Source organism: Xenorhabdus griffiniae, from assembly GCF_037265215.1.
Taxonomy (GTDB): Bacteria; Pseudomonadota; Gammaproteobacteria; order Enterobacterales; family Enterobacteriaceae; genus Xenorhabdus; species Xenorhabdus griffiniae.
This window is the reverse complement of record NZ_CP147737.1, coordinates 1,345,259-1,360,959: the sequence shown is the minus strand read 5'-3', so window position 1 is coordinate 1,360,959 and position 15,701 is coordinate 1,345,259. Positions and strand designations below refer to the sequence as shown.

Genomic DNA, 15,701 nt, shown 5'->3' with positions numbered 1-15,701 from the left:
TATTAATAATAAGACATTGATTTTACCCATTAAAATAAGAGGTTTAGATTTTTTTATGTTTTAATTTTTATAAAAATAGGCTGGGATTATCTATCTTATCTACTAATTCACTCTATCTCTTGTGATACAAGGCATTTTGACCATTTTCCTGACGTATTACTCATGTTTTTCACCATTAGCGTATCCCCTATTTGTTTTAATTTTCACTATCGGAAAAAGAATTGAGTACTGTATATGAGCTGTTTTTCAATCATGTTACCCCTTTCATCATTAATGAAAAGGGTAACAGTCAGTGTTGCAAAAATTCCCATCCTCTCTGTTCAATAACACGAGACGCCTGATCATCGGCCTGTTGAGTTTGGCTCTGAGTTTTCAAGGCCAGGCCACGTCAGAACATCAAAACGAAGATAATCTTTCTGACCTCAAACTGGCAGAAATCACTTCACAATTAGGACAACAACTTAACCAATCGCAATCTCCCACCGAAGCCATACAGTCAATCACCGCTCAACAGCTATCATCGGTAGTCACTTCCACATTAATCCCCTGGCTTAACCAATTCGGTAATGCCCGGGTATCACTCCCCTTTGAGCACGCTTTTTCGTTAAAAGAAGCCACACTGGATTGGTTGCTACCGTGGCATACCACCTCAGCCTACATAGCATTCAGCCAGTTAGGTGTTAAAACCGGACACGGTCAGACGACTACCCATCTTGGCATGGGATACCGCTATTTGAATGATAACTGGCTCTGGGGTGCCAATATCTTCTGGGATGCGTTGTGGCCGGAGCAGCACCACCGTTACAGTCTTGGGTTAGAAGCCTGGCATGATAACGTCAAATTGTCTGCCAACCTTTACCAGCGTTTATCCCATTGGAAGCCCTCACGGCTCACCGATTTTGATGCAAGACCCGCCAATGGCTGGGATATTCAGGCCGAAGCGTATTTGCCGGCTTTTCCTCACTGGGGCGGACAGTTGAAGTATGAACACTATGATGGGCAGCAGGTTGCCTTATTCGGTGAAGCAGAACGCCAGAAAAATCCGTACAGCGTCACCGCCGGGCTGACTTACACGCCAGTCCCCTTAGTCACATTGGGTGCCGATTTTCAGCAGGGTAAACAAGGGACCAGTGAGAACCGTTTTACCCTGAACCTCAATTATCGGTTGGGTGTTCCGTTCAGCCATCAGCTTGACCCGAACGCCGTCGCCCCCCTGCGCAGCCTGAGATCCAGTCAGTGGGATTTTGTGAACCGGCGCAGTGATATGGTACTGGATTATCAGAAGCAAACGCTGCTGACGCTGGCCTTTCCGACCTCGGTTAAAGGCTATGAAGGCAAGGAAGTGACCTTTTTTCCCGTTATCCACACCCAATATCCGTTGGCACGTTTAGCGCTGGATACGGCTGAATTACAGCAGGCAGGCGGGAAAATACTTGATCAGCAACCAGGTAAAGTGACATTACGGTTGCCGAAAACCCCGAAAAACCCCGTCCGGCTTTCGGGGGTTGCCGTTGATAATCGGGGTAACCGCTCTAACCGGGCAGAAATCCTGGTGGTGAGTCTGCCGACCGAAAAGCGATGGCAGGTGACAGCGAATAAAACGCAGGCCAAAGCCGATGGTCATGACAGTGTGATCTATACCGTCCTTGTCACCGATCAGGAAGGCACTCCTGTCCCTTATCAGGCTGTTATCTGGTCAAGTGATAAAGGTACATTATCCCAAACCCGGCAGGACACCGATGCGCAGGGGCAGGCATCGGTCGTGCTGCGCAGTCGTCAGCAGGGGCTGCATGCGGTACGTGTTACTGTGGATGAAGAATCTGTTGTTGCACCTTCAGGCCAGTTTGATGCGGTGCTGATACCCGAAATCACCATTGATAAGCACAGCGTTCAGGCGGATGGGAAATCGAGAGCGACTTTGACGGTCACGGTTAAAAACGCCGATGGTCAACCTGTGCCCAATCAGGCTGTTGGCTGGCAGACTCTTCTCGGCCAGTTCTCCTCATTTTCATTAATGACTGATGGGAAAGGGCAGGCCACCGCCTATTTAACCAGCAAAGTATCAGGAAATGCAGAAGTAGCAGTGGCGGTTGGCAGTGAAACGGTGATGTCTTCACCGATTACTTTTATCGCTTCGTTAACGCACACCCTTCAGGCAGACAAACAAACCGCGATGGCCGATGGTCAGGACAGCATTCTTTATACGGTGAACGTGCGCGATGCAGCAGATCACCCCGTTGCCCACAGTAAAGTGCAGTGGTCTGCGGATAACGGGCAACTTCTGGACAGGCAGGAACAGACAAACAGTCAGGGAGAAGCGACAGCCCGGTTAATCAGCCGCATCGCAGGGAGGGCAACGGTGAAAGCCGAGGTGGCGGGAAAAACCCTTGATGCTGCTCCGGTGACGTTTGAACGCCGGCTAAGACCCGCGATCACGGTGGATAAAGTCAGGGCGAAAGGTGATGGGCAGGATACGATTGTGTTGACGGCTAGGGTGTTAGATTCACTGGGATCACCCGTGGAAAATCAGCCAGTGAGTTGGCAAACAGATCACGGTGTGCTGTCCTCAGAACGGACACAAACCGACCCTCAGGGACAAGCGCAGGTTCAGCTGAGTAGTACGTTTGCAGGGGAGCACCAGGTTCAGATCCAGGTCGGTGATCATAAAGTGGCTGCCCCTATTGTCACCTTTGATGAAGTGCTGTTATCCACCATTCGGGTCAATAAAACCCGTGCTGCGGCGGATGGCGAAGATCGGGTGACTTTTACTGTCACCGTTACCGATATTCATGGGCAGGGGCTTGCGGATAAAGCGGTTGATTGGTCTGGCAACCTTGGCGAGATGATTTTTGCAGAAGACAGGACAGACCGTCAGGGAAATGCAACGGCAACCTTTGTCAGTCGTCATGCTGGACAGGCTTCGGTCACTGCTGAAGTGGGTGCGCAGCAAGTCGCTTCTTCTGTGGAATTTATCCTGCCGTTACGCCTGGTTGATACCGTTGCCGTTGACCGCCAGGGTGGCAATGCCAACCAGAAATCGTTTGGTCTCCGGGGACCTTCCGTACTCTGGCGTGGCGCAAAATTTCGCCTTATCACGGCCGGCAATACAGGCAGAGTAAGCTGGCAGAGTGATTCACCCTCGGTGACGGTATCGGGGGATGGGGTGACGGTGCAACAAAATCCTGACGGAGTCAGGCTCACCGGCACTGATGAGACCGGGCAACAGGTCGCACTGACCTTGACGGTTCACACCTGGTTTGAGCGCTCCGGCCTGACAAAAGACTTTTATTCTCATGCGAAACAGCTTTGCCAATCACTCGGCAGCCGGATTGCCACCAAATATGCCCTGGAACGGCTCTATGAGGAATGGGGGAACTTTTATCTTTATGATGGTTGGGCGCGGGAATTTTACGTGACATCAACGGATTATCTGGCGGCCAGCTCAGGTTCAGCAGAGCATCAGGCGAAATGGGCGTTTTGGGCAGAAACAGACCGGTGGATGCGAAATGGCTGGCCGATGACCGGATTTGCGTGTGGCAGGTAGCAATGTTGCCCAATTTACCGGCTAAATAAAGTCAGTGGCTGTTAAAACAGCCACTTAAGAGAATTTCAATCGGTCAGGATAATGTCTGATTTCTTGTTTTATTAACCCGTAGCAACAAGTGTACATCCAGATGGGCAACTACAATTCACTTTGTGCCCCTCCAGTGCAACCGCTTTACCCTGTATCACCGTCAGTGGAGAACCTTCAGCAATAGCTCCCGTGCTTTTACAAGCCGGGCAAAACACGCTGTCACCAACACAAGCAACGGGCTCCCCCTGTTTGGTTAGGCCTGAACCTGTTAGTACGGTGCCACTTGTGTTTGTAGTATCGCCTTTCAGGATAATTTTTTTTCCATCAATGGTTGCCCGCATTTTGCTGTGCCTCAAGTTCTTTCAGATCTTTAATGTCGTCATGTTCAATCTGACGCACCAAACGCCATACAGTGGTGCCGGGGGCATTACCCTCTACATCCGGGGCGATATCACCTTGCAGAATGATGTTTTCCAGTCCTTCACGGCCTTTGGTTGTCCAGTAACCATCGACTCTGGCGGGTTCGCCAGCTATTAACAGGTCAACCTGTAGGGGGCCACGGTCATAACGGGCATACCAGAGGGCGCTGGTTGTACCCGTGAAATGGCCTGAGCCGTAAGAATGTAAAGAATCACCTTCCTCTAAAGCATAACGAATAGGTCTGATTAGTTCATTAAGAGCAAAATAGCTTTCTGGGACATTAGCAGGTAATGGAGTTAAATCAGGATATTCTCCCGCTTGAATTATCAACCCATCATCATAATTGGTAATAACGATATCTGGGTGGATAGACAATTTTTTTCTAACCCATTGCTCATTACCCAATCGTTTAATGAAGCGTTTTGATAACAAAGTAATCCAGTTAATACTACGTATACTATTAAAATAGTGTCTTGCACACATGTGTACGGTAGAGTTAACCTGCATAGTAGGATAACGAATAGCAAGCTGGTATTCTTGCGGCATATACAGATGATAATCCCGCGGTAGTACTATTGTATAACCACAATCACCATGATCTGGATTCAATTGGTTACATAAAAATGTCAACCATTCTATAAATTCAGCTTGTCCTTGTTCTGTAGTTAGAGTATCCCACGGTAATACTAGACACAGGTAAGAGCTACCTTTGTTACCTGCTATTTCATATGAATCAATATAGTGCATCCAATATTGAGGGGCTTCACTCACATTTTTTGCATCACTGATATCCCAACCGCATGTCAGATTACCATCGGCATTCAGAATTAATTGCTCAACTTTTGTAATATTTTGATCTGAATATTTTTTCAATCCATCAAATTCATGCGTATGAAATTTTAACCTCCCCCCGTACATTTCCCGAAAACGGCGATAACAGGCTAAAATACGTTCTTTCTTTTCACGGGTATAACCTTGTTTAAAAAACAACGTGATAGCCAACCCTAAACGGGTGACGGTAATATCTCGTTCACTTTGCAGGGTAAATCCCGTTAATTGTGCCTTGATATGCTCAAAATAGGCTTCTTTATTCATAATAATCATTTTCCTTATGATACGGTTGCCGCTGTTAAGGCGGTAATCCCCGTCACTGCCGCTGCTAGGGTTGCCCATACCGCGGATGCGGCACCACCAACAATGCCACCCACCCAGATAATTAAACCCGCCAACAAAACTATCGCTGCGACAACGATAATTTTTTCAATAATGGTAATGATTTCTTCTCCTATTTTTACCATTAACTGAATTGTTCCATTACCCAGGTCAGCGGCTATCTGATACCAATCGACCTGTTTCAAGGCGTCTATCGTCAAATCGGTATATTTGTATACCGTTTCCACGGCTTCCTTGATTTTAGCTTCGGTGAGACGAACGATTTCTCCTGTTTTTTCACTTACCCAATGAATGGCATAACTCAGCTTTTTTGTCACCGGATCGATAATTTCATCCGCTATCCACTGACCTGATTCACGAAACCAGGCACCACAGGCAGCTAATGCTGCACGGGTTTTATCACTCAGGTAATTAAAACCACTGGCAGTTAAATCCCATGTCCATTCCCAACTTCGGACAATGGCATTTTTGGCATAAGTCACACTTTCTGATACAAATCTGGCACTCTGATCGTAATATTGCTCTACGCGCTCTAAAAATGATGGTTCCTTCTCGGAAGAAAGCGCTATCATCGCTGGAATGGCCGTATGACGCACGGCTAACCACAGGCTAAATATAGGTTCGTATTGCCATTGCCTCTCGCTGACTAGGGGGATATTTTTTAGTAACAACTGCTCAATACCTGTATAGCCTGGTATTGGCACTGGTAAAGAAGAGGCCAATCCTTCTATTGCAGGGGGGATAATAGAACGGCTGAATTGAGACAGATGTTGCTTAATGTTTTCCCGCTCGGCGGCTTTAGCTTCTGCCGAAAGTGTTTCCCACTCCTTTGAATCACGGTTATCCTCAACAACAAAAACCCCAAAACGAGCTTGAGTGGCGATTATTTCATAATCTATTTCCTGCCCTTTCTTCAAAGTATCACCAGGAAACTTCACTTCAATGAGCATCTTTAGGTTATCAGGGTGAACAGAACCATCAAAATATTGACCTTCACGTCCAGGCCAGCGGAGTTGCTTGTTTTTGACCAAAATAATATCCGGTCGTCGGATACTCGTAACACCGAATTTATTCTTTTCCACGTTAGTCAAATGTGAGAATGGGCTTTCTGAATGGGGGAGATTACCTGCGTATTTAGTTCTTCTTGCCTCACTATTGGCCAGCATTGGTAATGGCACATCATATCCTCTCATAAAGAAAACGACTTCAGCCTTGTATTGCCATAACCAATCGTGAATTTTTTCCTCAACTCTGATGAGACCACTCATCACAGCCTGTTTTAGCGAGAATGCGGCTCCATTTTTATTTATTCCTGCCTTTGGTGCCCAAATGGCGAAAGCTGCTTTCTTGGCTAAATAACATTGATCCTCATCTTTGGGAAATGCGACTCGCTCCATTCTACATCTCACTGATGTAATGGCTGGACACATTCCACCGGGTTGTAATTGCTGAGTCATTTTTATTCCTCCTTAAATTCCATCACATAATCCACGGGTTGATTATTACCAACGTGGTACAGCGTTTGGTTTTTTTTCTTTTTCTGCTCTTCTGGGATACTGAATTCCAGTGTATCCGCTTGTTGAGTTTGCACGATGGCGGTACGCCCTGCGGCATCAGTACGCCCAGATACGATGCCAGAGGGTGTTTTTATCTGGTACAGAGTATTGGTCAGTGGTTTATTTTCGTTCTTGCTGTTGGTCAGAATATAACGCCCCGAATAATCAAACAGTGGCTGACTGCCAGCTTTTCCTGCTGCGTGTTCGGTCATGGATATGGACGTACCCGAAATCGTAATTGCTCCTGTTGGATCGATGATGATTTGACCGCCTGAATTGCCAATGGTGATCTGGCCGCTTTGGGATTGCAGCACAATGTGTTTACCAACACGCACTTCCTGATTATCGTTAATTTCCAGTAACTGGCTTTTACCGATGTTGGTGCTTTGCTGCCCGGTAATGGTGCTGGACTGATTTTTCTCAACCCGCAAGGTCTGGTGACCGGAAACTGATTCGTCATCATCCTGTTTGATAACTGTTTGGCGATTGCGCTGAATCTCTTCAAACTGGTCACGTACTATTGTTATCTTCTGGTCGTTGCCAATACGCTCTTCATGGTCAACATCCACATGAGTGGTACGATTGTTCAGCACCTTGGTGTTCATGTCTTTCTGCGCATGGATATAGACTTCTTCGCTACCTTTGGCATCCTCAAAGCGTAGCTCGTTAAAACCTTCACCTTTATGCGTTTTAGTTTTAAACGTGGTACGAGTTTTTTGGCCCGGTAAATCCAGCGGCGGGCTATTGCGGCCATTGTAATTGCAACCGGTCACTATTGGACGGTCTATATCACCGTTCAGGTAAGAAATAATCACTTCCTGACCGATACGGGGGATTGCCATAAAGCCAAAGTTATTGCCATTCCAGCCCTGGGCAACACGCACCCAACAGGACGAACTGTCACCAAGTTTATCATAGCGGTTCCAGTGAAAATGCACTTTAATGGCACCGAGTTCATTGGTGAATATCTCTTCGCCTTCCGGCCCGACAACTGTGGCCAGCTCATCACCGTCTGCCAGTGGCTTATAGTGATACGGTGGCCGCCAGTCATCAAAGCCGGGGATAAAAGTCATATCGCTGGTTAATGTGGTGCCTTCACCGCCTATTCCTGCTGCTTGCGGCTGAGCGCCATGATGCGTGATGCTGACCACCTGCCAGCGGTCATTCATCGCGTCAGACGGATGTGCACTGAGGGTAAAGATTTTACCCGGCCGTAATTTGATGCAGTTAGACTGTGCGGAGCCCAGTTTACTTTCGCTGTTCAACTGGTTAAGACGAATTTGACCGAAGGGTTGTCCTTCTTTACTCCACTGGAAACGCCCGTAACTTTCAAAAACGGAATGCCCGCAGCTGGGTTCTACGTTGGCTTTGGTTTGCATCGGTTGGGAAGGACGCAGGTAGTTGTAATCTTTATGGATAAACTCATCAGGGCATAAATATTCGCCATACTGCCACTGCCAGACGGTTGAGTCAGTATCATCCGTGTTGGGTTGACCATTGTAGACCAAGGGTAAGGCGGCCGTCATACCGAGGTGAGAGTTGCTGTAAAACATCTGGTTTTCCTCAAACCAGAAAATAATGCCTTCTTCCGCCGCTAACCGGCACCAGAAATCGTAGGCTGATTCCCGTTTCTGGGTAATGTAGTCGCGGGGCGCATGATAACCGGCGCTATCATAGAACTTGCTGTCAGCTTTTACCCGGTGCTCTCCCAGCAATTTTTTCAAAATATCCGGTACGGAAAGATGCTGATAAATACGGCTGTCCTGATTGAGCGTCATCCGCCACATGTCAGGACGCAGGGTAAAGGTGTAAACCGTCTGCTTTCCGTCAGTATTCCCCTGTACTGCGCCGGCAACGATACCATTGACCGTCCGTTCCACCACGCCATTACGCTTGACGGTCAGTGAGGCTTCCTGGTTAAGCTGCTCACCCAGAGGGATATTATTGACGGCGCTGACCACCGTCAGAGTCAGGTGAAAAAGCTGAGATAAATGCTCCCGCAGAGTGAAGTTAACCACCTGAAAGGTCGTTGGCGGGAGTCGACCGATTTGGCAGGTAAAAACCAAACCATCCATAACCGTATTTCCTTATTGTTACATTAACGGACGATACCCCAGTACGGGACGGGGCATTAGCTTATAGAATTTTCCCGCCGTGGTACGGCAGGTCACTAACATGTGCATATCCTGCGTCAGGCAAAATGGCAGAAATTGAGACACACCATGGGCAAACATGAAAGCCTCCCCTTCATGAGTGTAGGCGCTGTCATCCAGCATCAGTTCAATAAACAGGCAGCGGTGGGGGACGCCCTTAATCAGCCAGTCGCTCGTTTTCGAATGCACGGAAACAATGCCATCAATCCTGCGGCGCAGTGCCCGGCTCCGGCTTCGGTTTGTTTCTGTATAAAAGTCATAGCCGCGCAATAGCTCTTTGAGCATGTCAGCAGAATGCAGCAAAAATGGGTTGGCCGAATAATGTGACAATAACGTCCAGTAGCGGTGACTGTCGGTGAGCGGCGGATAGGGCGAAGAAGGGGGTGTCAGGTTTTTGACTTGCATATTATCAGGGAATGTTTCATCCGCATCACACATTTCATCAGCCATTAATGGCTCCGGCTGAAGCCCGAATGTCGCTACCTGACAGATAAATTTTCGCGCCGGAGGCTGTGTCATGAATTGTCCCCGACTGTCCCGGAAGACCAGATCGTATTGCAAGCGGCCTAACGCATCTTCCCCCATTTCCAGTGAATAGAACCTGGCCTGTTCGTCATCCAAATAGCGATCCATACCGGTTAACAAGCGATCTGGATAGAAACGGAAAGACTCGCCCCGGTCGTACTCTTCATCCGGTTCTTGTTCCAGTGCAATGCTGTGCACATCCAGTACACCCTGCGAGGGTGATAAGGGTAAGCGATAACGCTCAGTCCCTAAATTAAACGGCACGGTTAATTGTGTTATTTGTCGATTGACCACGGGCACACAATGCAGGTGAAACGCTGTCGCTATCTGTGCTTCAGACACGGCCAATTCATACCTGAGTTTGATTACAATAGTAAATTCACGGGTTTCTGTCATGAATAAGTGGCTTCGCATCGTCGTCGGCAAAACCAATGTGATGAAGTGATGAACATGGGGCAAATAAAGTGACTCTATTAGCATTTGTGGCGCCCAGTTTCCCGCCCGCTGTGGCCGGGACAAAATAAGCCCGGAAGTGCCCTGCAAGGGTTCCAAACGCAAACCTTCCATTGGGTAAGGGGAATTTTCTCGGTATAACTGAATGTTATAAGCCTCTTGTGTCAGTGCCAGCATCAGGGTATCTGCGACGGTTTCATCAGCACTGAGAAACAGGCTGATGGGTTTGATTGCCCAACGGGCATCTTTGCCCGTATACCGGAATGTCAGGGTAATCTGGGTCTCCTGTGCCTGATGATGGAGTTCCCGCCGAATCAGTGTCAGTGGCTCGATATCACAGGGGCGACAGCTCATGAATGGTGTGTCATTTTCTGTGGTGATTTTACTGCCTGCCGGTACGGAGTAAGCATTATCTGTCCCCTGAACGCTATCCAGTTGCATCACACTGGTTGCCGGTAGACCTTTTATTGTCTGCGAGTGTAAGCGTTGCAGTAATGGTTGGGTGTATTCAGGCAATCCATCGTCAATTTTTTGGCGCAGACGGGCAGTCAAAAAGGCCAAGCCTTCATTGACTCTTTCCACATCCGGATCGTGTCCACTGAGGATATCCGCCAGATGTGGTTTTTCCTCCCGCACCAGTTTTTGTAATGCGCGGAGATACTCGATCTCGTGTTGAAAGTGTTGTTCAAATGTTTTCACACCGTTTTCCTTATCGATATTCAATAAACTCGGCCGGTTCACAATGGCACAACTTGTTTAAATCCCTCTTACCAGGCACGGATATTCACTATGCCTTTTATTTTTATCCTCGTATGTATGTTTTGATGAATTACTCATCGGTGTTCTATTGGAAAAATTTATACATATTTGGGCATTGATAACGGTTAATGGCGTATTTTACGGCATTATCTGTTAAATTTACTTTATGGAAGGTTGTTTTTGTGATTGGGGACGCGTCTTGATAAATGGTTATCAGAATTCCAAGCCAAAACCCAAATAAGAAAGATCTTAGTCTGAAGTGCATTTACTTTTTTTACTTTTGCAAAAACTAATTAATTACTGACATCAATAATGCATTTCTTCAGGCTATCCCGGTGTTTGATAAAACGGGAAATGTGCCATGTGGAAGTCGGCTTTATTGCTTTGGGGGGGATTGCTGGCCTCATTATCGGTCAATGCGAAAATAGTTATCTATACCGACAGCCAACATCCTCCCGTTAATTTTTCCCCGGAGACACCTGTCGTTTGGCTGGATGCGGCTGAACAACATCAGAGACAAATCTTCACTCACTTGTCTGCCGACCCTCAGCAAGCTTTGATACAGGCACAAGCTATTCTGCAATCACCCCAATGGCATCAGCAGGAACAGCAACTGATTCAGTCTTATCGTGCTGTTGTTAAAGCCTGGCAATCAGGCGTGCGTAAGTACCCGGCCGTGGTATTTAATGGTCGGGACGTCGTGTATGGTACGGCAGATGTGGCAAAGGCGAGTGCCCTCAGGGAGCAAAGTCAACCATGAAGACACAACGCCTTGCTTTTCCTGTGGTCATCACGCTGATGGCGGCGTTTGCTCCCTTTGCGCAGGCTTCCCTCAACACCGCCCAGATTGTGGCCAGCAGTCTCTCGCCATCCTGTATCCAGTGGCGGGTCAGCGGTATTTGTTACTGGCTGTTTTGTTCCTGGCATGGCTGTACGGTAAAAACGTCGGTTAAAGTCACTCACTACCTCCCCGAAGCGGTGGTGTCCACCTATCACGCCCCCGGCGGCAATCCGTGGGCAGACATGGCGCAAGTCAGCCGATTATCCGGCGGACCGGAAAATGCTGTCACCGGTGCGTTATCCCACCTGACTGCGGGCGGTGGCCACCATAATAGCCAGATTTCAGGCCAGCGGCGGACCAGCCTGCGTTTTAAATATGCCGATGCCATCGGGCATCCCGCTACCCGTCTGATTGGCGGGCAAATTCCCGGCTATTCCTGCCGCAGTGCGGCCACCCCGTTGGTGCCTTATTTTCTCAGCACGCTGGATACGATGGCATGGCGCACCGGTTTGCCGGAAGCGTTCTACCCGGAAGCGCTTATTCCCGGCCAGCGGGAGCTGGGCAGCCAGATGGCCGCCAATCTGTGGGGCACTATTTACCCGCGCTCAGGCTTTGTCAATCAGACCGATGATGACAAAGCGTCTGCCGTGGTGGCGCAGCGGGTGGCGGATATTATCACCCGCGCCGGGCAACCCCATGTTTATCAGACATTAAAAGGTCAACGCGCTGACGGTTATTGGCCACCCAAACCAGTGACAGAAAATACCGGTACCCAGAACCACCAATGGCAGCGATTATCACCCCGGTTAAGTCAATCTTGCGCAGTGTTTCCTGACGGCGAACATGCGGCTGCGGTCAATGGCAATCAGGCGTATGCCCTGTGGCAACCCTACAGTTGTTGTCAGCGTCGCGGGCAGCGTTTTCTTGGCAGTACCGATATCTGAAATAAGGGAGGAATAATGACGAAAATAAATGGGTTATTGCTGGTATTGAGTGGGCTGGCAACCGCTTCTGTGCAGGGTAATACACCGGTTGTATCCCTCTCATTACCGCAGGTAAATAACAGTGTGCTGGGTTATGGTGCCGATGTCTCCGGTGCGGTCTCCGATACGTTGTTTTATACCTTAGGGGGCGGCTCAGTGATTTCACAGCCGGCCACCCGCCGTTCCCTGACCACGCTGGGTGGACTGGAGCTGAGCTGGAGTTCCGATTTGATGTGCGGCAATTTTGACTTAAAAACTACCGTCGGTAATCAGTTAAACGGTATTACAGCCGGGTTTAAAAACCTGATGAGTGAAGTGATCCAGGGGGCAACCGGCGCTGTTGCCAGCTTACCCGCCATGATCATTCAGCGTGCCAACCCGGGGCTGTATGACATGCTGACCAACGGTGTGTTGCAGGCCAATGTGGCGTACGACAAGGCCCAGTTTAATTGCCAGAACATGGCCCGACGGATGATGGATTTTGCGCAAAACAGTAAATGGACGCAATCGGCTGCCCTACAGGAATATAAGACACAGGTGAACAGCGGGGATGCCGATGCGGTAAGAGTCAATAATGCCGGCAGCAAAGCCACAGGCACCAGCGGGCATCCGTGGATTGGCGGGAAGAAGCAGGGGGGCAAGGGACAAAATGCCATCCGGCCCACCCGTGATTTAGCCCGCGCGGGATTTAATATGATGAATCACCTGCCGGTACTGAGCCAGGCTTCCGTCAGCCATCAACAGTGTGATGGCGGTGCCTGTACCCAATTTCAGAATGCCAGAGAAGCGGCGGAGGCGGTGGTAAAAGTGCTGGGCGACCGGGCTATCCGTACCTGTGCCAATGCCGCAGAATGCACCAGCGGTGGGGAAATGCAGCAGCCGGGCGTGACGGTGGCCGGCACCGGCTTTGCGCCGATGCTGGAAGAGGGCACTAAAACCAATATTGAACAACTGGTGAAGCTGGTCAATGGCATGGAAAAACCGACCGCCGCCAATCTGGCCAGACTGAAAACCGGCAGCCTGGCCGTGACCAAAGGTGTCATTCAGGCATTGCAGCGAGACCCGGACAGTGCGGCGTTGACCGCGCGTCTGGCGGGCGAGCTGGCGATGGCTGAGACCGCCAAGACCGCATTGCTGATGCGGCGCATACTGATTACCGGCATGTCGGAACCCAATGCGGCCGCCCAGCCGGAAGCGCTGGCCGAAGGGGAACGGCGGATTGAGGCTCTGGATCGGGAAATCAATGCGCTGAAAAATGAAATGATGCTGAAACGGGAACTGTCCCGTAACGCCATCCTGACCATTATTGAGCGGGACACGCACCGTATTCAGGCCCATCCGCAAAAGCAGGTGCCGGACAGCACCGATGCCCGTTTTTATCAGCTGGAAATGCCTAACAGTGAACGGAGGTAAGGTAGATCATGGCAGAAACGGTCAAATTGCATTCTATTCTGAAAGTGAAAACAGGGTTCAGGGTATTACTGGTCATCATCGCAGTCATGGTCGTCACACTGCTGATGGGTTGGGCAGGCATGGAGTATCCCGAAAAAATGTCCGCGCTGAATCAGTGGATAATGAAGACAAAAGCGGTTTGGCTGGTTTGGCGGGGATGCCTTTATGTCACGTTAGGTTGGGGCGGATGGAAAATCTGGCAACGGACAACATATCAGAAGACACACCGCGCCGCGTTAATACGGATGATAGTGGTCAGCCTGTTGTTTATCCTGCTGGGTGAATATGCCCTGTCAGGCGCGATTGAGGTAACGCAATGACCACCAACAGCTATCTGGAATATTTTCTGACCCTGCTGGGTTGGGTGGTCAATAACGGGTTATGGCAAATACTGATTGCCACCGGACTGTTTACAACCCCTTTAGTGATAAAGGTCATCGCGGTCTGGCTGAAAGTGCGGGAATGCGGTGAAGAGGACGGTCATGGCGGGTTGCAGTCGCTTGCCCGTCTCGAAAATACGTTGTATGGCGCCTTTTTCGTCATGGTGGTGTGTTGTGTGCCGCTGGTCAATGTCAGCCTCAGTACCCTCCAGTATGATCAGTCCCGTGCCAAAAGTTGCGGCACCTGGACACCGCAAGCGCCGGATAAAAGTGGTTATGCGCCGGTGATCTCCAGCCTGAATAATCAGACGGCGGCGGTGCCCCTCTGGTGGGCCGTGGTGCATCGGTTGTCAAAGGGATTAACGCAAGCGGCGGTCGCTTCCATTCCCTGCCGGCCGGATCTGCGGCAAGTGCGCTTTGAGGTGCAGCATACCCGCATCAGCAACCCGGCACTGGCGGCGGAGTTGCAGGATTTTACCCACGATTGCTATGCGTTGGCACTGTATCAGTGGAAACAACGGGATCAGGGGCAAACCTCCGATCCGACCACCCTGCATGATATTGACTGGCTGGGCAGTCGCACCTTCTTATCCGGCGATTACCGGACGCTGCAATCCCGAATGCCCAGGGGACTATTTCCGTGGAATAAAAGCCGGGACACTGGCCGGCCCAATACCGGGCAGGGTGGTTATCCCACCTGTCAGGCCTGGTGGTCAACCCCTAAAACCGGACTGAAGGCCAGAGTATTGGCTGAGGCTGATCCGGGATTGTGGTTGCGTCTGTCGGCAGCCCTCAAAATGCTGGGCAAGGAAACCCGTGAATATCAAGAAGCGGTGATCCGCCGTTTAGTCAGTCCGGTTAACTTGACAATGTCTCAGGACGGCTATGTGTATGCGGGGTATGGCGGCAATGCCGATTTTACGGTCTGGGACAAATCAAATCGAGTGGGGTCTTCTGCGGGGACTCTGCTGGGGGGATTCCTCAGCATGCCGGCGTTTGATGCGGTGCGTCAGGCTTTGCCGATGATACAGGCGGTGATCCTGATGGCGTTGTATATCCTGATCCCGTTGATCCTGCTGTTTGCCGCCTATGAATTTAAGACGGTACTCACACTGACGTTCGCCCTGTTTGCGTTGAATTTCCTGACTTTCTGGTGGGAAACTGCCCGTTGGTTAGATAGCTATTTACTGGACGCCTTGTATGGCTCAGACACCCACAGCCTGTTGAATCTGGCGGGATTTCAGAACACCTCGGATGATTTGATTATGGGGCTGGTGATGGGCACGCTGTTTATTGTGCTGCCAATGGTCTGGCTGGGGGCACTGGCCTGGGCGGGTGTGCGGATGGGCGATATGGCGGGCATGATGAGCCAGGGCGTGGGACAGGTCAGGCAGTCTGCCGGCTTGTTCGGGCAAATGGTGATGCAAAAGATGTTGTCGAAGGGAAAGTAACAGCATAAGGGAGCAGATACTATTTATAACCTACCGCGTCT

The 15,701-nt window shown here is 49.8% G+C and carries 11 protein-coding genes; 6 read left to right on the top strand and 5 right to left on the bottom strand.

What is annotated here, in order from left to right; genetic code table 11:
• Positions 1-292 precede the first annotated feature (292 nt).
• Positions 293-3,544 (top strand): Ig-like domain-containing protein, encoded by a 3,252-nt coding sequence (locus tag WDV75_RS06075; protein WP_273570486.1) that lies wholly within the window; start codon positions 293-295, stop codon positions 3,542-3,544.
• Between the two features lie 101 nt (positions 3,545-3,645).
• On the opposite strand, the gene WDV75_RS06070 is transcribed toward WDV75_RS06075, so the two are convergent.
• From WDV75_RS06070 to WDV75_RS06050, 5 genes are read right to left on the bottom strand one after another with little or no spacing between them, the layout of a single operon-like run.
• Positions 3,646-3,915, bottom strand: coding sequence for a PAAR domain-containing protein (locus WDV75_RS06070; RefSeq protein WP_187650394.1), 270 nt, complete (start codon positions 3,913-3,915; stop codon positions 3,646-3,648).
• The gene (locus tag WDV75_RS06065; protein ID WP_273570485.1) at positions 3,899-5,089 is read right to left on the bottom strand and encodes a type VI immunity family protein; all 1,191 of its coding nucleotides are present in this window, start codon (positions 5,087-5,089) and stop codon (positions 3,899-3,901) included. The genes WDV75_RS06070 and WDV75_RS06065 overlap by 17 nt, the downstream gene beginning before the upstream one ends.
• A gap of 14 nt (positions 5,090-5,103) precedes the next feature.
• The gene (locus WDV75_RS06060; protein ID WP_273570484.1) at positions 5,104-6,624 is read right to left on the bottom strand and encodes a VRR-NUC domain-containing protein; all 1,521 of its coding nucleotides are present in this window, start codon (positions 6,622-6,624) and stop codon (positions 5,104-5,106) included.
• Between the two features lie 2 nt (positions 6,625-6,626).
• Complete coding sequence (tssI, locus tag WDV75_RS06055; protein WP_338860889.1) at positions 6,627-8,798, bottom strand: type VI secretion system Vgr family protein; 2,172 nt, start codon at positions 8,796-8,798, stop codon at positions 6,627-6,629.
• Between the two features lie 18 nt (positions 8,799-8,816).
• Positions 8,817-10,553, bottom strand: coding sequence for a type VI secretion system baseplate subunit TssF (locus tag WDV75_RS06050; protein WP_338860887.1), 1,737 nt, complete (start codon positions 10,551-10,553; stop codon positions 8,817-8,819).
• Positions 10,554-10,974: 421 nt separating this feature from the next.
• Between WDV75_RS06050 and WDV75_RS06045 the strand changes: the two genes are divergently transcribed.
• Genes WDV75_RS06045 through WDV75_RS06025 form a run of 5 tightly spaced genes read left to right on the top strand, consistent with a single transcriptional unit; the run spans position 10,975 to position 15,660 of the window.
• On the top strand, positions 10,975-11,373 hold the full coding sequence (locus WDV75_RS06045) for a TIGR03757 family integrating conjugative element protein (RefSeq protein ID WP_273571407.1): 399 nt from the start codon (positions 10,975-10,977) through the stop codon (positions 11,371-11,373).
• The gene (locus WDV75_RS06040; protein ID WP_273571409.1) at positions 11,370-12,338 is read left to right on the top strand and encodes a TIGR03756 family integrating conjugative element protein; all 969 of its coding nucleotides are present in this window, start codon (positions 11,370-11,372) and stop codon (positions 12,336-12,338) included. The genes WDV75_RS06045 and WDV75_RS06040 overlap by 4 nt, the downstream gene beginning before the upstream one ends.
• A 15-nt stretch (positions 12,339-12,353) precedes the next feature.
• Complete coding sequence (locus WDV75_RS06035) at positions 12,354-13,790, top strand: integrating conjugative element protein (RefSeq protein WP_273571411.1); 1,437 nt, start codon at positions 12,354-12,356, stop codon at positions 13,788-13,790.
• Positions 13,791-13,798: 8 nt separating this feature from the next.
• A complete protein-coding gene (locus WDV75_RS06030; protein ID WP_273571412.1) occupies positions 13,799-14,149 on the top strand; it encodes a hypothetical protein in 351 nt (116 codons plus the stop codon).
• Positions 14,146-15,660: a conjugal transfer protein TraG N-terminal domain-containing protein gene (locus tag WDV75_RS06025; RefSeq protein WP_273571413.1), complete on the top strand. Its 1,515-nt coding sequence runs from the start codon at positions 14,146-14,148 to the stop codon at positions 15,658-15,660. The genes WDV75_RS06030 and WDV75_RS06025 overlap by 4 nt, the downstream gene beginning before the upstream one ends.
• Positions 15,661-15,701 lie beyond the last annotated feature (41 nt).